Annotated in this window: 19 protein-coding genes; 10 read left to right on the forward strand and 9 right to left on the reverse strand. The window is 45.6% G+C overall.

The genetic code is table 11. The annotated features are described in order from the left end of the window. Positions 1–87: 87 nt before the first annotated feature. Positions 88–1,242 carry a phosphodiester glycosidase family protein gene (locus NYE58_RS05710; protein ID WP_036680436.1) on the reverse strand — a complete coding sequence of 385 codons (1,155 nt, stop codon included), beginning with the start codon at positions 1,240–1,242 and terminating at the stop codon, positions 88–90. 270 nt (positions 1,243–1,512) lie between these two features. Between NYE58_RS05710 and NYE58_RS05715 the strand changes: the two genes are divergently transcribed. Beyond that, complete coding sequence (locus NYE58_RS05715; RefSeq protein WP_036680369.1) at positions 1,513–2,100, forward strand: histidine phosphatase family protein; 588 nt, start codon at positions 1,513–1,515, stop codon at positions 2,098–2,100. Between the two features lie 77 nt (positions 2,101–2,177). Beyond that, positions 2,178–2,996 (forward strand): GGDEF domain-containing protein, encoded by an 819-nt coding sequence (locus tag NYE58_RS05720; protein ID WP_081383651.1) that lies wholly within the window; start codon positions 2,178–2,180, stop codon positions 2,994–2,996. Between the two features lie 65 nt (positions 2,997–3,061). On the opposite strand, the gene NYE58_RS05725 is transcribed toward NYE58_RS05720, so the two are convergent. From NYE58_RS05725 to NYE58_RS05755, 7 genes are all read right to left on the reverse strand, one after another. Next, positions 3,062–4,294 (reverse strand): SLC45 family MFS transporter, encoded by a 1,233-nt coding sequence (locus NYE58_RS05725; protein ID WP_076145508.1) that lies wholly within the window; start codon positions 4,292–4,294, stop codon positions 3,062–3,064. Between the two features lie 4 nt (positions 4,295–4,298). Beyond that, a complete protein-coding gene (locus NYE58_RS05730; RefSeq protein WP_036680373.1) occupies positions 4,299–5,036 on the reverse strand; it encodes a glycerophosphodiester phosphodiesterase in 738 nt (245 codons plus the stop codon). A 102-nt stretch (positions 5,037–5,138) separates the two neighbouring features. Further along, positions 5,139–6,005: an STM4011 family radical SAM protein gene (locus tag NYE58_RS05735; protein WP_036680376.1), complete on the reverse strand. Its 867-nt coding sequence runs from the start codon at positions 6,003–6,005 to the stop codon at positions 5,139–5,141. Next, a complete protein-coding gene (locus NYE58_RS05740) occupies positions 6,002–7,351 on the reverse strand; it encodes an STM4012 family radical SAM protein (protein WP_341001271.1) in 1,350 nt (449 codons plus the stop codon). The genes NYE58_RS05735 and NYE58_RS05740 overlap by 4 nt, the downstream gene beginning before the upstream one ends. 22 nt (positions 7,352–7,373) lie before the next feature. Beyond that, positions 7,374–8,156 (reverse strand): STM4013/SEN3800 family hydrolase, encoded by a 783-nt coding sequence (locus NYE58_RS05745; RefSeq protein ID WP_036680379.1) that lies wholly within the window; start codon positions 8,154–8,156, stop codon positions 7,374–7,376. Continuing rightward, positions 8,157–9,446, reverse strand: coding sequence for an STM4014 family protein (locus NYE58_RS05750; protein ID WP_051491125.1), 1,290 nt, complete (start codon positions 9,444–9,446; stop codon positions 8,157–8,159). A gap of 7 nt (positions 9,447–9,453) precedes the next feature. Then, positions 9,454–10,299 (reverse strand): STM4015 family protein, encoded by an 846-nt coding sequence (locus tag NYE58_RS05755; RefSeq protein ID WP_036680382.1) that lies wholly within the window; start codon positions 10,297–10,299, stop codon positions 9,454–9,456. Positions 10,300–10,468: 169 nt separating this feature from the next. Between NYE58_RS05755 and NYE58_RS05760 the strand changes: the two genes are divergently transcribed. Genes NYE58_RS05760 through NYE58_RS05775 form a run of 4 tightly spaced genes read left to right on the forward strand, consistent with a single transcriptional unit; the run spans position 10,469 to position 13,437 of the window. Next, the gene (locus NYE58_RS05760) at positions 10,469–11,944 is read left to right on the forward strand and encodes an amidase family protein (RefSeq protein WP_036680384.1); all 1,476 of its coding nucleotides are present in this window, start codon (positions 10,469–10,471) and stop codon (positions 11,942–11,944) included. 36 nt (positions 11,945–11,980) lie between these two features. Continuing rightward, the gene (locus NYE58_RS05765; protein ID WP_042124672.1) at positions 11,981–12,514 is read left to right on the forward strand and encodes an NAD(+) diphosphatase; all 534 of its coding nucleotides are present in this window, start codon (positions 11,981–11,983) and stop codon (positions 12,512–12,514) included. A 1-nt stretch (position 12,515) separates the two neighbouring features. Continuing rightward, positions 12,516–12,887, forward strand: a complete 372-nt coding sequence (locus NYE58_RS05770) for a cupin domain-containing protein (RefSeq protein WP_036680386.1) — start codon at positions 12,516–12,518, stop codon at positions 12,885–12,887. Positions 12,888–12,891: 4 nt separating this feature from the next. Beyond that, complete coding sequence (locus NYE58_RS05775; RefSeq protein WP_036680387.1) at positions 12,892–13,437, forward strand: GNAT family N-acetyltransferase; 546 nt, start codon at positions 12,892–12,894, stop codon at positions 13,435–13,437. Between the two features lie 97 nt (positions 13,438–13,534). Here NYE58_RS05775 and NYE58_RS05780 read toward each other — a convergent pair whose 3' ends face one another. Beyond that, a complete protein-coding gene (locus NYE58_RS05780) occupies positions 13,535–14,404 on the reverse strand; it encodes an AraC family transcriptional regulator (protein WP_042124674.1) in 870 nt (289 codons plus the stop codon). Between the two features lie 170 nt (positions 14,405–14,574). Between NYE58_RS05780 and NYE58_RS05785 the strand changes: the two genes are divergently transcribed. Genes NYE58_RS05785 through NYE58_RS05800 form a run of 4 tightly spaced genes read left to right on the forward strand, consistent with a single transcriptional unit; the run spans position 14,575 to position 19,173 of the window. Continuing rightward, positions 14,575–15,660 carry a glycoside hydrolase family 88/105 protein gene (locus tag NYE58_RS05785; RefSeq protein ID WP_231574052.1) on the forward strand — a complete coding sequence of 362 codons (1,086 nt, stop codon included), beginning with the start codon at positions 14,575–14,577 and terminating at the stop codon, positions 15,658–15,660. A 33-nt stretch (positions 15,661–15,693) separates the two neighbouring features. After that, entirely contained in the window at positions 15,694–16,638 is a 945-nt protein-coding gene (locus NYE58_RS05790) for an ABC transporter permease (RefSeq protein ID WP_036680389.1), read from the forward strand. 12 nt (positions 16,639–16,650) lie between these two features. Further along, positions 16,651–17,532 (forward strand): carbohydrate ABC transporter permease, encoded by an 882-nt coding sequence (locus NYE58_RS05795; protein WP_036680390.1) that lies wholly within the window; start codon positions 16,651–16,653, stop codon positions 17,530–17,532. A 51-nt stretch (positions 17,533–17,583) separates the two neighbouring features. After that, positions 17,584–19,173 carry an extracellular solute-binding protein gene (locus NYE58_RS05800; RefSeq protein WP_042124676.1) on the forward strand — a complete coding sequence of 530 codons (1,590 nt, stop codon included), beginning with the start codon at positions 17,584–17,586 and terminating at the stop codon, positions 19,171–19,173. The last annotated feature ends 15 nt before the right edge of the window (positions 19,174–19,188 follow it).

The raw sequence follows: 19,188 nt of genomic DNA on the forward strand, positions 1-19,188 counted from the left end.
TATAGCAATTATGCGCTGCAAACTGCCTCTGATTACACTTTGTACAATAGAATCATATATTCTTAGTAGCCGTCTGGCCAAGAGATTTTATTGATATTTGACTACAATTGCATTGCTGATCTGACGCCCGGGGGACGTGAGATATTTGCCGTTGTAGTAGAGCCCGCTGGATGCACCACCATCCAGATTCATGGCTTGATACGCTCCAGCTTGCTTCATCATTTCTGCCAGCTGTGGGATGGTGGCTCCACCAGTGGTCAGCAGAATGAGCTTATGGTCGCGTGTTAATCCGAGCGCGCTGCGGGCTCCGCCGCCGGTCAAGATTTTCGGATCTTTGAAGCCTTCTGCCGCAACATTAAGGGATACCTTGCCGTTCACAAGAAGACGCGGGCCGGCTTGAAGAGCTCCTTCCATGGAGCCGGAAGCGAAGCGGCTTGTGAAATCCAACCCAGGAATCAGTGACGCTAGATGGTTGCTGTCATAGGTAAAAATCGTCCGGCGATCCCCGGAGCTATTTTTAAGCATTTTTCCACCGCTGACAATGTAACCGTATGGAGCTTTGTATGCCCCTTTTGTATAGGCATCAAAAAACGTTCCGTTAATCGCAACTACGGCATTATTACGTTTAGCCAGACTGCTTAGGTCCTCCACTTTTCCGACCGTATTTCCAGCCAGTACGACATCAAGTTTCACCTTAGGATGCAGCAGGGACACTGTAACCGTCTGGGCTTTGAAGGATCTGCCGCCAACCTTGAAGGTTTTACTAGCGCTGACAACTGGTGAAGAATCCGCTTTGATTAGTGCGCCGGACTGTACAGGAACAGTGGTTGCAATATCATTACTCTTAAGGGTTAACGAAGAGGCTTCCTTATCCCAAGTTAATTGAATGCCAAGTGTTGTGCTGATAAAAGACAACGGAATATATACCGTGCCGTTATCACTGAAAGCAAGATCAGTTAGTGTAACCGACTTTTCATTGACGAGCGCAGCGGTTTGACCTAATGTAAGCGTTATGGTTGTGTCTGCATTCGTAATGCTTATACGTTTTTCGTTAGGATTCCATACAGATTGTATACCAGTGAAGCTATTTAATAGACGCAGTGGTATGTATGAATGGTTATTCTTGTCCACATAGACGGTGTTTTTAGGAAGCGGTGTTGCACCAACAGTGGAAGGGCAAGTGGCGACAAGTGGAATGAGCAGTAAGAAGGTAAGAAACAAAGTGGACCCTAGCTTTTTCATCATAAACAATTACTCCTTATCTTGTAGCTGTTGTAAAAAACGACAAGGTTTATTATACCTCATGTTCAAAAACTTGGATAACCTTTATTTTTAAATGTTCATAGGGTGAATCTGATAGAATATAGATTATATTATTTATATTAGCACTGAAGTAGCACTGAAATTAGCATTATAACTAGCACTATAACTAGCACTATAACTAGCACTATAACTAGCACTACAACCAGTATCACAACTGCCACTAGACTCATTAGCTAAAAGGAGATTTTTATGACTACAATAGGTTTAATTCGCCATGGAAGTACCGCGTGGAATAAAGAAGGCAGAGTGCAAGGGCATACGGATAATTCATTGGATGCTGAAGGCCTGCAACAGGCACAACTACTGGCTGAACGACTTAGCACAGAACAATGGGATTACATATATTCAAGTGATTTACTCAGAGCGCGGCAAACGGCAGAGGTTATTGCAGAAAGATTAGGCCTTGAGATCACGGGTTTAGTGCCGGGCATTCGTGAGATGTATGCGGGACTTATTGAAGGAACTACGCAGCAAGAGCGGATTGAACGATGGGGAACCGATTGGAAGACGTTAGATTTGGGTTTGGAAACTCCAGAAGCCAGCGAGCTCAGAGGCAGCGAAGTGATTGAAGAAATTGCGGCGAGACATCCAGGCAGCCATATTCTGATCGTTAGCCATGGTGCAATTTTACGCAGTAGCCTTAGAAGACTACTTCCAGAACTGGACGGCACAGTATTATTGAACAATACGTCAATTACGCGAATAACAAAATCCGAATCGGATGGCTCATGGAACTGCGAGTTATATAATTGTGCGCGGCATTTGGAGAAAGAGTAAGTGTTCAGATAATGTTCAGAGCTTTTTTATATATTGGTATCGCAGTACAGTAAGCTAATTATTTGTAGTTCAGAAGGATGTGCGAATTAAAGGTGGTAGAGGTTCAGATTTATTTACAAACGTTAATGTCCATTATCATCGCAGGAGTTGTAGGTTATTTAGTATTGAGATTTTACCGGGATGTTGCTAGTAAGGAACCAAAACAAAGAGCGGTTTACACGGGCCTTTCCATTATAACTATCGTCGTTGGATTGTGGGCAATGCATCAGCTAGGCAAAAAATCCTTAGAAGAAACTCTAGAGGTCAATGGGGGGATTTTCACTCCGTTATTGATATACGCGCTTACGATAGCTGTTTTAATGTTTTTGCTTACACGGCTGAACCTTGTTTTGGCGGAAAGAGAGCAGCTTAAGGAACTTGCCTATAAGGATGGCTTAACGGGGCTGTTAAACAAGAATGGAATGGATCACTTTTGGGATCGCTGCAAAGTAAATGAGCAACTAGCCGTATTGTTTATGGATTTGAACCGTTTCAAATCAATCAATGACAGCTTAGGACATCATGTGGGCGATTTACTGCTGCAAGAGGTGGGAGGAAGGTTAAGTCAATTCTCCAGCAAAAGAAAACGCCATATTTTCCGCATAGGCGGTGATGAATTTGTGATCGTAGCTAAAGGCTGCAATCAGAAGGAAGCGGAGCAGTTAGCGGTGCAGATTCTGGAGAAGACGACCAGACATTATCAGCTGGGAGAGCACAACCTCTTTGTATCTGCGAGCATAGGCATCAGCATTAGTCATGGCAAGGTGGATCATTTCAGGCTGCTGCATGAGGCAGATACAGCGATGTACACCGCCAAACAGCTCGGGACAGGTCGTTATTCAGTTTTTAAAAATTAGTTTGTTAAATGTAAAATATAAGCGTCAGCCTTGGACATAAATAGATGTCTAAGGCTGACGCTTTTTTAGGCTCCCGGTGTGTGAAACTTGTGGGGCACTTGCTTGCGTCCCTTCATCAAGAAAAGGCAGAGCAGGGCAACTGCCATACTAATCGCTGCTACATAGAACAGGATGGAGTAATCAAAAATATCAATCATTAGCCCCAGCAAAGGAGGCGAGCTGATCGCTGCCAGTGAAGAGACCAAATAATACATCCCTGTTCGAGTACCAATACTTTCCTCAGTCCCCGTAGCAACAACATAAGGATAAGAGTTGATGTTGATACAGGCCCAGAAGATTCCTCCTGTCAGGAGCAACGCTCGAAGCACCAGCAGGTCCTGTGCAAACCCAACAAGCGCAAAGACCGTCATCAGGCCACATACGCCGACGATAATGATCTTCTTTTTCCCGAATCGCCCACCCAGCCAACCGCTCGGAATAGCGAACAGCACAAAGGCAAGGGAGAAGAAGGTAAGGGAGAAGGAGGCCGCTTGTTCACTGAGGCCCAGATGGTTTTTGCCATACAACGTGAATAAGGTTTCGACCCCTTGATAAGCTACAAACCAGAAGAAGATCGCTGCCAGTAGAAAGACTGTAGTACGATCAAGCTGGCCGCGAAAGGAGATTCTGGAAGGCCTAACTATTGTCGCAGAAGGGCTCCCCGCTGTATCGGATAGATGCGTAGGGCTTTTATTCACACCATCCCGTTTTTCTTTGATGAAGCGCGATACGATAAACAGACATAACAGGGTAATCAGTCCAGCAACGAGAAACGGCAGCGCAGGATTTGATTTATAGAGGATCGAACCCACGCCGAAAGCCAGAATTGATCCGAATCCACCCATGAAATTAATTAATCCGTTAGCCTTTGTACGCTGCTCTTCAGGTGTTATGTCGGGCATGAGAGCGACGGTAGGGGAACGGTATAAACTCATGGCTAAATTCATCAGCATCATAAATAAAAGCAGTGTAAATAGTCCGGTATGAAACGGAATCAGCATAGTCAGCACGGCAGCGAAGGGCATACCAATCATAAGATAAGGCATTCTGCGTCCAAAACGCGAGGTCGTGCGGTCACTCCGATTGCCGATCCAAGGCTGCAAGAATAAGGCGAAGTAATTATCAATCGTCATCATGAAGCTGATTAGGGCTACACTATGTACATATTTTTCGAGGAAAAAAGGTACAAATGCGTTATACAGACTCCATGTAATGCTGATGCTGAAAAAGCCGAATCCGAGCAGCCAGACTTTTTTCACACCATCACACTCCCTTGTCAGCCAGAAGTCCAGCCAACAGGTCTGGATGATCGGTAATAATGCCTGATACACCAGCTTCAATTAAATATTTCATCCGCTCGGGATCGTTAACGGTCCAAGGATGGTAGGCGACGCCATGCTTTGCAGCTTCTTCGACGAATTCAGGCAGTACCGCAAAATGATACGCATGCAACGCGGTCGCTCCAAGCGTAGCTGCATAATCCCAAGGACGATACAGACCTTCCCCGTAGAGAATTCCTGTTCTGATCTCCGGTGCCAGCGACTGACAGTAAGCTAGTGAATAATGGTTGAAGCTCGAAAAAATGACGCGATCGCTCATCTTGAAATCCCGTACGGCCGCGATCACTTTTTCCTCCATGCCCGGATATAAAAAAGTGCCATTTTTAAGCTCGATATTTAGTATGGTATCTCTACCTTGCAGCAGATCTAATAAATCCTCCAGCAATGGAAGGCGCTCATCTTTGAATTCAGGTCCGAACCATGAGCCTGCGTCCACTTCCAGCAATTCTGCGAGTGAATGATCCTTCACATAGCCGGTTCCGCTTGTCGTGCGGTTTAGAGTTTCATCATGAATGAGGACTAGGCCGCCATCCTTGGTCATTTGTACATCAGTTTCTATTCCGGTTGCACCCAGCTCAAGACCTTTGCGGAATGCTGCCATAGTATTTTCTGGACACACTGCCGACGCTCCACGATGCGCAAAATTAATGATGTTGTTCATAAGTTATTGTCCCTCCAACTTTAGTGTTTGCTATGCCCCTATAGATGGGGGCTACTTGTCATATTCCACAGAGAGTAAAGAAACCCTGTCTGGAATTTTAATTCAGTTGTTCATAGCGCCATAAGGGATTCGTTCCAAAAGTCCAGCTTCATAGATGCTCCGCAGCTTCAGCTCGGGCATATGAATATAACCGATATAACAATCGCATACCTTCATGCGGCAGCTTCTAACCGCAGAGAGACCTTCGAGCCCATCACGGTAAAGATTGCCTATGACACCTCTGTCCTTATAGCAGCGTTTCACAAGCCCAGCGCCCTGTACATAAAAAACATCTTTTCCTGCATTGCAGGCTTGGCCAAGGCTTTCATAATCCATAGCATTTACAGAAAAATGTGGATCAATCTCGCTAAGGAAGGCAAAATCCTCAGCTGTATAATAATCCGGTTTATCTTTGTAAGCATTGACCCATAAGTACACGTTCTCTGGTAATGCAGAGCGAAGTGAAGCTATAGCTGAAAAAGCGCTGCGTATTCCAACGCTTCCCACACTAAACGGAACGTCGTTCTCGTATAAAGTCATACATTGCGCCAGAAATTTATCCTCCCGCACTTGTCCGGGGTGGTAGGTGGCCCAAAAGGCCACTTTTTTACGATTCAGCTGGGAGATGAAATCCAGGTTGGCAGAAAGGTTGGTCTGAATCGCTACCTTCTCTACATGGTCCATATTGGAGAGCGCAATCATTGCTTCTTTGTACCAGCGATGAATCAGCCCTTCGCCATAGGGATTAAAAAATATAGAAAGCCGATGACCTGCCGCACCTTGCTCAGACGCCCATGCTACAAAGGCCTCCAACCCCTGGCGGTCCTTGGCGAGCGTAGCTGCGCTGTCTCTTGTTTTGCCAAAAGGACAATAGGGGCAATCATAGTTGCAGGACGTGAGGGAGCCGCGGTAGTAGAGGACCGCATTCATGGCAATACGAACCTTTCCATCTGCTCTCGGATCTCCCCAGAAATAAACCAATCCCCAATCGAATCAGAGTAACCCATCCCTTCGGTGGTAAGACGCAGGATGCCATCTTCCTCCTGCCCAAGACCGGAATGAAGCAGGTTGGACAGCTCAGGATAATCGTTCCAGAGCGATTGACCGAAACGCTGGCTGTAATCTTCAAGCTTCAGCCCTTCACTATGTAAAAGCGCCTTTAGAATAAAGCGGCGCTTCTGTTCTTCCAGATTTAGCACAATTCCGTAATCTGCCGTATCGTAACGATCTGCACTGATATAATCGGCAATAATGCTCTCGGTTGCTTTACGGCTCACCCCATAACGGGAAGCGTAATGCACGTTGCGAGTATAGGACCTAGCCCCGCAGCCTAGCCCGACCATTCCTTCTTCCTGACAGCTGTAGTCAAGAATGCGTTTATCTGTTCCTGCGGTTTCCTTGGCGAACCGACGCATGGAATATTGGCGATAACCTCTAGCTTTAAGCAGCTGCCCAGCGGCCTTGTAGCAGTCTAGGCGAATATCTTCCTGGCGCTGGATATCCCCTGGCTTTACGATGGTATGCTCACGGGTGTAGAGCGGATAAATAAAGATTTCCTCAGGATCATAGCTAAGCGTTTGATTTAGAGAATACAGCCAAGAGTCGACAGTTTGCCCTGGAAGACCATAGATCAGATCCAAATTTAGAATGGGAAAATCATATTTTCCCAGCAGCTCTAGTGCACGATACACCTCATCCGGATTCTGCGGGCGATAGATGGCCGCCGATTCAGCCGCGACAAAGCTTTGAATGCCCATGCTGACCCGATCCACAGTATTTTCTTTAAGAATATTCAGCTTCTCTTCACTGAGCGTCTCAGGAGAAGTTTCCACCGAGATGGAGGCTGAACTCGTATCCAGTCCCATCGTATCAACGGCAATGTGGAACAAACGGCGCAGTTGATCTGCCGCCAGTAATGTCGGCGTACCCCCACCAATCGCGAAACGAGCATACGGTTTATGTCTAGTGTACTCGGCCCACTGCTTAGCTTGGCGTTCCAGTGCGTCTACGTATGTAGCGTGAACATTCGCGCGTTTATCAGGTAAGGTGAACAGGTTGCAGAATCCACAGCGAGCGCCGCAAAACGGGATATGCATATATAGAAAAAAGGATTCAGCAGGCTCATCTCGCCATAAGGATTCTAATGGAATCGGAGGCTGTAGATCCCTGTAAGCCGTTTTGTGTGGGTAGGAATACAGATACGATCGGTAAGGGTAAGCAGTAATGTTGTCTTTCCATTGATGAAGCTCTTCTAAAGAGAAGGACGATAACGTCATAACAGTTCTCCATCCTTTCCTTTTATAAAATAAATTCCCGATAAGGGACGTTCCATACGGTCTCGTGAGCCAAGCGATGCCCCTGATAGCCATCTTCGCCAAAAGCGGTTCCATGATCAGAAAACGCCAGACAGAAGGTAGGATTACCGCGTTCCCGGAAGGCATCGAATAATCGGCCCAGTTCACCATCCACATATCGGAGTGCAGCGCGCTGGCTGTCTACGGAATCCTTTTTAGCACCGGGTATAAAATAATGGTTTGGTCCGTGGATGGCAGAGACATTGAGGAACATGAACAATCTTTGTTCAAGAGGAGTATCCTTCAGCAGCTTCAAGGCATGATTCACCTGATGCTCTGTGGAACGCGGGTTGGTGACCCCGAACGTCATCCTCCAGTAGCTGTGCTGGAAATAGCTTGGTAACACACGAGCGAGTGGATTTTTTTTGGTGAAAAAAATAACGCCCCCTATACAAATCGTCCGGTAGCCCTCGGCAGCAAGCCCAGATACGATATCGGGTGTATCGAACAGCCAGGTATGGGGATGCGTCTTCATTCCGGTGTTTCGGGAATGGAACATGCGGATATGCTCCGTTTTATCCGTTGTAGCTGGAGTAGGCAAGAAACCGCCGAAGAAGGCATGATGGGCCGCATAGGTGAAGCTGCCAGGGGTATGTCTTTTCTCCCATGATCCGGTTCCGCATAAGTTGGGGCAGTTTGCTTCTTCCATAACAGCAGCATCATAACGAAGCGTATCGAGTGTGATCATAAGAATGTCATGCCTGCCGACGATGGTGTTCATATCCATTTAAGATAATCCTTCCTTTATAAGCGGTGTGGAGGGAGGCGTGATATAGTCTCTAGCCGACAATACCTTCATTTCCCATTCGTAGGTGCTGGAGCCACGGTATTTCACATCGTACAGCAAGTCGCCAAATGGATTGACATCTGCGACAAAACATTGCTGTGAACCCCCGGATACCAGTACATCGATTCCGGCTACCCCGGAACGGGGAAAAGCAGCCAGTGCTTGCACAGCGGTATTCCGCACCTGCTCCTGTACGGGTTCAGACAGACCGGCTTCCGAAAGAGACATCCGCTGGTTGCGTAAATGCAGATTCGTAATTGGTGTAGGGCTGACCCGAGCAACCGCGTGGCAGGCCTCGCGGAGAACGACTAGCTGGCGAATATCGAATGCTTTTCCCTTAAGCCCGGCTTTAGGGATCCATTGCTCAGCATAAGCCCCGTGCTGGTAGATCCAGTTCACAATTCCCGAGATCGTGGCGGTATTCGTGTACCGTCGCAGTTTACCGGAATTATAGTAAATGGGTGGTCGAGTGATGTAATTCTCGACCCCCACTGTTGTTAAGGCAATTTCGGCACCCGTCACGGGATGGATCTGATAGGCGACCACCCCAGAAGCCGCAGAGCCGAAGGCCAGCTTAATGAATACCCGGTGCATTCGCCGGGATAACATCATCTCCCGGAGAGAGGCATAATCCGTAGGCTGCTGATCTTCACCTACTGGGCGAGGAATTGGAATCCCTGCCTCGCTCAGAATCTGTTGCGTCTGGCGTTTATCGGTCATAGCCGCAATGTCAGTAGGGTCATTTAACCATAGTGAACCTGGACATGCGGTTTTGGCCTCGCGCTGTAGTCTTGCCAGCATCCGGCAGTAGCCACGGAACCATTGAGATGGATGATGCAGGACACCTTGCATTTCCTTCAATTGACGGACTACCTGCACGCGGAGTGGTCGCGGATCAGGTCTATCGGCGTAGGGATGAAGCGAATCGTCCATATCATCCGAGTCCGGTGCGCCTAGAGCGATTAAGGCACGTTCTACCTCGAAGCTGCTGCCAGGTGACTCTAGTCTCAGCAGCGGTGGAGCTGCACTGAGATCTACTCCGTTGTAAACGGAGGACTGATGGGATAATTGCTTCTTCTGCTCTTCCATAAGATCACCTAATGATCTACCTTGCAGAAACTCAGCGTACGATAAAATAATGGCAGGGGGCATTCCTAGATCGGAACGCGCTTGCTGGATGCCGCTAGCCCGTTTATCACCGGGAATACCGATAACGATCATCGGCCTCATGAGAGGCTCACTCTGTGATGGAAGGATAACGCCAGTCTTCCTCATCATCGCTTTCCTGCTTGTCGCTAACATCAACAGGCAATCCACTTTGCTTCCAGCGGCTAATCATCTCGTCAGACATATAATGATGGCTTAGGTTTAATGCTTTTAATTTTTTGATTCTGTCGCTGGCTAGAAGCAATTCCGCCCCCTCATCGCTTAGGGTACCGAGTGATAGATCGAGCGTATCTAGCTGATCCAGAATAGGAGCATTTGCTAGTGCACCTGCGATCTCATCTTGGATCTGGCTATTTTTTAAACCGAGATAAGTAAGCTTAGGAAACTTTCCTACTTCTATAAGAGGGAGAAGATCTGCGAGGCTGCCGTCAAATCCGTAGTCTTCTACACCTAGATATAGCTCCAGCTTGCGCAAATTCGGCAATTGGCTAGTTGCAATATGATCTAGAACGGCTTTACCTAAGCCTCCGCTTATAATAATCAATTCTTCTAGCTTATCGTGTTTTAGTTCTGCGAGGCTCAGCTCATTCCCACCTTGAATCGTGAGTGACTGTAGCTCTGGAAAAGCAGGGAGCAGCGGCGATAGATCGCTTTGGGTAATCCAAGAAATCTCGCATTCCTCATAGCCCATCTCGCCTATGAAAAGCTTGCGTAAAGCAGGGAAGCTAGCACTATGCGTAACCAGTGCCTCTACAACTTCTTCTGAACTATTTTCGTAGGCTTGCCCCCAATCACCGATAATTAGACTTGTCAGCGAAGAACTTTCAGGGGTGCTGCTAAGCTTCTCAATTTCCGTGCCAATTCTTTGGCCTTCCTCGAATTCGTCGTATCCGATACTAAGCTTTACTTCCGTCATGGGCATTCCCTCCCGGAAAAATTTAACTTCGAAAATACCCTATCATCTGTAGCCGAGGGAGTCAAATCACAGGTTTAAATGATTATAGTCAAATTCGTCATGTCATTGAGCTAATCATTTATGGTAGGTTTATGCTAGGGAGAATTACATTATTGAAGGAGCTGCTCTGATGAAGATCAAACTTCAGGAATGGATAATAGAAGCGGATATTGCAAAGCTGCAAGCGGCTATGGAAGCAGGCGTAGTCAGTTCAGAAGATTTGGTAGTAGCCTATTTGGAACGGATTCATAAGTACGATATAGACATAAACGCAATCTTAGAAATCAATCCAGAGGCTAAAGACATCGCGAGAACACTGGATATTGAACGTAAGGAACAAGGAAGTCGGGGAAGTCTACACGGCATTCCTATATTGTTGAAGGATAATATAGATACCGCGGATAAAATGCATACGAGTGCTGGGTCAGTAGCTTTAGCAGGATCATTTGCGGCAAAAGATTCCTTCGTAGCTGCGAAGCTCCGGTCAGCAGGAGCTGTTTTGCTTGGAAAGGCGAATATGTCGGAGTGGTCTAACTTTATGTCTAGTTCAATGCCGGCTGGGTATAGCTCACGAGGTGGTCTAGTACTTAATCCATATGGGCCAGGGAATGTATTTGTCAGTGGTTCAAGTTCTGGACCTGCAGCAGCTATTGCGGCGAATTTGGCAGCAGCCTCGATCGGAACGGAAACCGCGGGATCAATTGTTGGGCCAGCCTGTCAGCATGCTCTCATCGGGATCAAACCAACGGTCGGATTAGTCAGTCGTACTGGAGTGATTCCTATTTCAGTTAGCCAAGACACTCCTGGACCTATTGCTAAAACGGTTACGGATGCGGCGATTATTTTGGGGGCATTAACGGGAGTGGATGACAGGGATGAAGCAACATTATCGAGCGAGAAGCATGCTTTTACGGACTATACTCCATTTCTAGATAAAAGCTTTATACGGCAAGCAAGAATAGGCGTTCCACGGCACTATTATAACCATTTAGATGCAGAGCGACTTTCAATTATGGAAACAGCTATCCAGACTTTGAAGAACGAAGGGGCTACGATAATAGATCCGGTTACGCTTTACGTTGAACAACAAAACTGGAATAATGATGTAATCTGTTATGAATTTAAAAAGGGGCTCAACGCGTATTTATCTGGGGTAGATGATTCCGTTCCGATTCACTCTTTGCAGCAATTGATAGCGTATAATGAAAGACATGCTGAAATCGCATTACAATTTGGGCAAGATACATTAACTAGGTCAGAGGGTATAACTTTAACCGAAGAAGAATATCAGCAAAAGAAACAAGAATACAGAGAGCTAGCACTTGAGCAAGGCATAGATTATGTGTTGGAGCAATATAGCTTGGATGCATTATTACTGCCTGGAGATGTAGATGGTATGTATATTGCAGCACGCTTGGGGTATCCGTTAATTACCGTTCCGGCAGGATTTGTAGCTCAGGGCATTATTGATTCCGACGGTGACCCAACTCGGGGGCCCTTTGGGGTAGTTTTTTCCGGAAAAGCCTATAGTGAGCCTACGCTCCTATCCATAGCCTACGGGTTTGAACAAGCTACGCAGCATCGTGTTCCACCGCAATTGGAATAGGTATTGACTACTTTATTATAGAAGGAAGAGATCAGCTTGAAATATTGCCTAGAATGTGGAACAGCGTTAGTAATGAAAGAAAGCGATGGGGAAGGACAGGTACCTTATTGTAATGCATGCGAAATGTTCAGATTCCCTATTTTTAGCACGGCGATCAGTACAGCAGTATTAAATCAGGATATGAATAAGATTCTATTGATCCAGCAGTATAACCGACCAGATTATATATTGCTTGCAGGGTACGTGAATAAAGGTGAAGATGCGGAAACCACACTTATTCGTGAAGTAAAAGAAGAGGTAGGAATTGATATTGTAGCCTATGAATATATGCGCAGCTTATATTTCGCACCTTCTAATACGCTAATGCTGAATTTTATAGGTGTTGCAGATTCGGAGGACTTAAGTCAGATGAGTGCTGAGGTTGATCATGCAGAATGGTTTACCTTGGAAGAGGCCGCCAGAGCCATTAAAAAGAATAGTCTAGCCGAAACCTTCCTGTTGGCGATTATTGAAAAATTGCATGCAGATCAGGTACAGGTAAATCCGGTGTCGGTAGGAGGAACAGTGTAAGATGATAGTATATAGCTTTGCCAAAGAAGCTGGTAAATCTATTGATGCGTTCGGAAGCCAGCAGCTTTATATGTCGAGAATACTGACAGAGGCGGTTTCTCCGCATGTGGGTTGTATGCACTTGGGTGTGAATGGACTTGTTGGCTGGCATCAGGCTCCGGTTCCACAGCTATTTCTTGTCGTTAGCGGAGAAGGCTGGGTCAGAGCAGGGGAAGAAACAGAGCTTTCAGTTAGCGCTGGCTCAGCTGTGTATTGGGACAAGGGCGAGTGGCATGAGACACGCACAGAGACAGGACTAACAGCGATAGTAATCGAAGCAGAGAATATGAGTTTGGCGATGCCAATTGTGCAGGAGATTCTTGAGCGGAGGTAAAACAATGTTTAATCAAGAGAAAAGAACAATTACGACCGAAAGATTGATACTGAGACCCTTTGAATTATCTGATGCAAAACGTGTCTCTGACCTCTGCAATAATTATAATATCTACAAAAGTACGTTGACTCTACCTTATCCTTACACTATCGAATGTGCAATATCCTGGATTGAAGCTCATGAAGAGAATTTTATCAATAATATGTATTATGAGTTTGCCATTACTGATAAGAGTACAAACGAGCTTTATGGAGCTATAGGACTGACAAATAAGCAAGCATACAGAAATGGTGAAGTAGGATATTGGATCGGTGAGGAATATTGGGGGAAAGGATACGCGACTGAAGCAGCAAAAGCGATCATTGCGTTTGCTTTTTCAGAAAAGCATTATCATAAAGTATTTGCAAGACACTTTGCTTCAAATCCCGGCTCTGGGCGAGTGATGCAAAAATGTGGAATGGTGGAGGAAGGCATTTTATTGCAGCATATCTATAAAGAAAATAAATATGATGACCTAATTCATTATGGGATTATAAATACTGAAGGTTAGGCTACATAAGATGGATTTTTAAAGTTTTTACAAGCAAATAAAACAAAAAGGAGCCGAGTGGCTCCTTTTTGCTGTGCAATAAGGGCTATACAAATTGTTATTTGGATTTATTGCGATAGGTGCGCGGCGTTGTACCGACGATCTTTTTAAAAGCACGACCAAAATAGGAGAAACTGTTAAAACCCACGGCTTCCGAGATTTCTGTGATCGGCATGCTAGTATTTGTGAGCAGCCGCTTGGCGTGATGAATCCGTGTTTGGATTAGAAAATCGGTTATAGTCAGACCAATCGTTTTTTTGAACAAATGACACAGATAATACGGATTGATATATAAATCCTGTGCAAGCTTTTCGAGCGAAATATCCGTGGTGAAGTTTTTGGATAAATATTTTACCGCTTCTTCGATTTTGACATTGATTGTATTTCTCTCAATGGGCTCAAGACCATGCTCTTCTCCGTTAAACACAAGGCGGTGTATTTCAAGTAGCATCTCATTGAGGTAAATTCGCATAGCCAAAAAGTCACCAGTATTCAGCTTTACATATTCTTCTTGCAGTCGATCTAGGAGATATTCGAAATGACGCAGACGTTCACCGCTCATTCGTATATGCCTATGCTGGTTACTGCGGTCAAACATACGAAGAAATCGTTGCTGAATTTCAGAATCCAGGAGTTCAGGGAGAAAGTGGATGGCGGTACGTGTGCTGGGTACTTGCAGCTTAGGCGAACTTTTATGAGATTCTAGGGAGCTTATCAGAATCAAGTCGTTGCCTTCAAGCGGATAGATATTTTCTTCTATTAAAAAATAACCACTGCCTTCGTGAAACATATAGATCTCAAATCCGGCATGGGAATGGAAGTTCATGTAAAAGGTTTGTTCAGTTTCTCTATACTTCATATGAATGGGTAGTTCTTGCAATTTATTGTTCACGAAAACGTCAGTCGATTGGTAAGTTCGGTCTTCCATACTCCACTCCTCCTGTATTAGAATGCGCTTTCATACATCATATAGGCTCGTAATCAATAAAGCAATATCGGTATGGTTTTACGCAATTCATCGAGAGAATTGCATCCGTTTTCATAATATACTTGGATTCAGGCCGCTAATAGCGCCGTTGGGAGGTGGCGATATATTGTATGGCGGTATTCAACCAGAGGAGTGGAATTAAGGAAATGATTATTGAAATGAATGAACAAATAAGACATGCCGCTGATCGTGTGTATCGATATATGACGGAAAGCAGATCGACCGATTGGGGAATGAACATCAATGAATGGGACTGGGTCCCTGGTGTAGGTACGATGGCATTGCTGCATTATTACGAGAAGACGGGAAACCAGGAAGTTCTTGATTATTTAATTAGATGGGTCGAAAGAAATCAAGAAAAAGCAGGACGTACGAAAGTTATTAATTCGATGGCGCCGTTCGCCATTTTTCCCAGGCTGTATGAATTAACCAAAGAAACGTATTATTTGGACCAAGCGAAACAAATCTCTCAGTGGATGGTACGAGAGGCTCCGCGAACGCGAGAAGGTGCATTTGAGCATACCGTCACGGAGAAAGGTAGCTTCCCAGAGCAGGTATGGGCAGATACAATGTTTATGGCTGTACTACTGCTTGCCCGCACAGCGAAATTAACGCAAGATTCGGATCTTGCAAAACAGGCTTTGGAGCAGGTCAGCTTGCATATGCGGTTGCTGCAGGACGAAGTGACCGGGGTTCTATTTCACGGCTGGAACAGTGCCGAGAGAAATCATTTATCCGCTGCCAGATGGACGCGGGCGAATGCATGGGTTTGTATAGCCGTACCTGAAATCTTGCAGGACATCGTAGGACTAGTCACGATCCCGTCTGATATAAGGTCTAGCTACAAGCGCATGATGGATGGCTTGATCGAATACCAAAGCAGCAACGGTCTATGGCACACGGTAATGGACCGGACAGACTTTTACCAGGAAACGTCGGGAAGCGCGGGTATTGCCTGCGGAATACTGCTGGCTATCCGTACAGGTCTGTTGGAAGAAACCTATGGAGTACACGTGTTAAAAGCTTTAAAGGGTGTTTTGAGATGTATTAATACTGCCGGAGAAGTGAGCAGTGTTTCCGGAGGGACACCGATCATGCCGACCATCGAGGCGTATCAAACGATTGAGCGTATACCGACCTTGTATGGTCAAGGGCTTGTGTTGATGCTGTTTTCGGAGTGCTTCGGAAATGAGTAAACGAAAGCTATTTTTTGTTCTGGAGGGTTAGGTATGAACTTACAAAAGTCAGCGTCACCTCTGACCAGCCCCCGAAAGGGATCGATATTGCGCAGCATGTATCGCTATCGCAGGTTGTATGTGCTCGCGCTTCCCGGCATCATATATTTTATTATTTTTCATTATGTGCCAATGTGGGGCGTGTTGATCGCGTTTCAAGATTACAGTCCGTTTCAGGGTTTTTTTGGAAGTGATTGGGTCGGGTTTAAACATTTTATTGACTTCTTTCAAGGGGACAATTTTATCAGGTTGCTAAGTAATACACTCGTGATCAGTGTGCTGAAGCTTATCTTTTTCTTTCCTGCACCGATTGTACTGGCGCTTTTACTGAATGAGGTTCGGAATGCACTTTACAAGCGATGGGTACAAACGATCGTCTATTTACCTCACTTCTTATCGTGGGTCATCGTCATAGGGATCTATTCACTGATGTTTTCTTCAACGGGCTTCGTCAATGAACTTGTAGTCATGCTCGGAGGAACGGTCAAGAATTGGATGATGATGCCTGAGCTATTTAAAATAAGCATCGTACTCCAAAATATCTGGAAGGAAACAGGGTGGGGAACGATCATCTTTCTCGCTGCACTAAGCAGCGTATCACCTGAACTCTATGAAGCAGCGGTAATGGATGGGGCAAGCCGCTGGCGCCAGTTGTGGAACATCACGCTTCCTTCGATCCGCCCAACCATCATCATGATGCTGTTACTGCAGCTCGGCCATATCCTTAATGTCGGCTTCGAGCAAATCTTCTTGATGCTGAATCCGCTCGTTATGGATGTTGGTGATGTATTTCCTACTTTTGTGTACCGTGAGGGTATTCTTCAAGGGGACTTCAGCTTTGCCTCAGCGGCGGGTTTGTTCAACTCTCTGGTAGGACTCATCTTAATTCTGAGTGCAAACAAGCTGACCAAAAAACTGGGTGAAGAAGGAATATTCTAAAGAGGTGAAATTATGAGATTCAAAAGAACCCTTGGCGAAAGATTGTTTGACCGCTTGAACTATGTACTACTTGCCCTTGTGTCGGCTGCCATGCTGCTACCCTTTGTCAATGTGCTTGCTTCGTCGCTCTCTACCGGGGTTGGGCTGAGCAGAGGGGGTCTTGTTCTCTGGCCGCGTGGCTGGTCACTGGAGGCATACAGCTATATTTTCAAACAAGGGGATTTAATTCGGGCTTTGGGCGTTACCATCTTTATCACCGTAGTAGGAACAGCACTAAATCTAATCGTTACATTTACCCTCGCGTATGCACTATCGAAATCGCATTTGCCGTTCCGTAATCCGATGCTTATGATGGTATTCTTTACTACACTATTTAGTGGCGGGATGATTCCAACATTTATTCTAGTTAAAGATCTGGGGATGCTGGACAGTCTTTGGTCGCTTATCATTCCCGGAGCGGCAAGTGCATTTAACATCATTATCGTAAAATCGTTCATGCAGACGATTCCAGATGGGCTCGAAGAGTCAGCGACGATTGACGGATGTACGGAATTCGGTACCTTTTTCCGCATTGTGATTCCGGTGTCTATGCCAATCATTGCGACCATGATCCTGTTTTACGCCGTCGGACATTGGAATGAATTTTTTCAAGCGATATTGTATATCAACAACCCACTCAAATGGCCTATGCAAGTGTTCTTGCGCCAAGTGCTTCTGGTATTGAGTTCATCGGAGCTTAACGCTTCTATGATTGATCAGGATCAAATGATGCAGCTGGCTGAACCTATCAAGATGGCGATGATCATTGTGGCTACAGCACCGATTGTTATTGTTTATCCTTTTTTACAAAAGTATTTCGTGAAGGGTGTCATGATCGGTTCAATCAAAGGGTAGATTTCCCCTCGATAATTAAAGTAAGCGATTTATTCCAAGGAGGAATATCAAATGAAAATGCTGTCTAGAAAAAATGCTTATACCTGCTTCACTGCCCTGATTGGGGGAACGCTCATCTTGTCTGGCTGTGGCAATTCGAAGGGAGGTAGTTCTGAGGGAACTGCCAATGCTCCATCCAAGCCAGTACCGATTGAATTCTCGATGAACGTGAACACGGTTCCAGATGTTAATAACAATGAAGGGATCAAATGGTTGAATGAAAAGTTCAATATGGATCTAAAATTCACACCGATTCCAAACTCTAATTTTAAGGAAAAATTCAATGCGATGGTCGCTTCTGGCTCGATGCCTGATGTATTTACCTTTAATTTCGATGCAACCGCGATCAAGCTCATCAAGCAAGGAGCCGTCGCTCCGCTCGACGAGTACATTTCGGAGTATCCGAATTTGAAATATACCCAGCTTCATTATGATAATGTCAGCTATGATGGGAAGGTTTATGGTATTCCTATTGCACGCTCATTGCTTGCTGCTCCAAACGCGCCGCTGATCCGCCAAGATTGGCTGGATAAATTGAACTTGCCTGTTCCGAAGACATTGGATGAGCTGTACGCTACCATGCAGGCGATGACAAATAATGACCCGGACGGCAACGGGAAGAAGGATACGTATGGGCTGCAGCTTGGTGAAATTACTGGTCGAGCAGGCGATTTCAATGGACGGGAATTTTGGGGAACAGGCGACCTGTTATACAGTTTCGGTCTTGATGGCTCGGGCTGGGTGCTGAAGGATGGTCAGCTTGTTATGAACGAAGCGATGCCTGAATATAAAGTTTATCTGGATTGGCTGAAAAAAGCTGTCAGCGAAGGCTTGGTTGATCCTGATTTCGTCTTGAACCAAGCGAATGAGGCACAGGATAAATTTTTCAAAAACGGAAAAGGCGGAATTGCCTTCGACTTTGTTTCGATGATCCGTAATTTTACTTCGACCGTTCCAGTGACTACACCTGGGGCTAAGCTAACTGCATTTGAACCTCCGGTTGGACCTAATGGCGAAAGCGGAGTCGTATCTGGTCCGGGTAATGTAGGTGTCATCTTTATCAGTGCTGAGGCCGCGAAAGATAAGAATAAAGTGAAGACGATTCTGCAATGGCTTGACTACGGTCCGTCCATGGAAAATGGTTATGTTGTAGACGGTGTACAGAAATACAACAAATTGCAAAACTATGGGCTTGATGGCGTTACCTTCAAAACGAACAGTGACGGCAGTGTTGAAGTGACCGATAAGGATAAGCTGAAAAAACTTGGAGGCGGATACATTTTGCCAACTCAAGCACTTCCGAATCCGGAGAACACGAACTATACAAAAGATTCGGATGATCCTGAAACATTGGCACTGGAAATCGCTGCTAACGATATTTTGCTAAAGCATCTGAAAGTAAGCCCCATCGCCGGACTTCATTCCCCTACAGAACAAAACACTCCGGATATGTACATGGATCTTGTAAAAGCCAAAGTGAAATACGTCATGAGTCAATTGAGCTCTGAGGAATGGGACAACGCGCTTAAATCGTTCATGGACAAAGATGGTACAAAAGTGACGCAAGAATTTAATGAAGCACTGAAAAACGCTAAAAAATAAAGCTTCTCCCCCGGT

Source organism: Paenibacillus sp. FSL L8-0708, from assembly GCF_038009325.1.
Lineage (GTDB): Bacteria > Bacillota > Bacilli > Paenibacillales > Paenibacillaceae > Paenibacillus_AQ > Paenibacillus_AQ odorifer.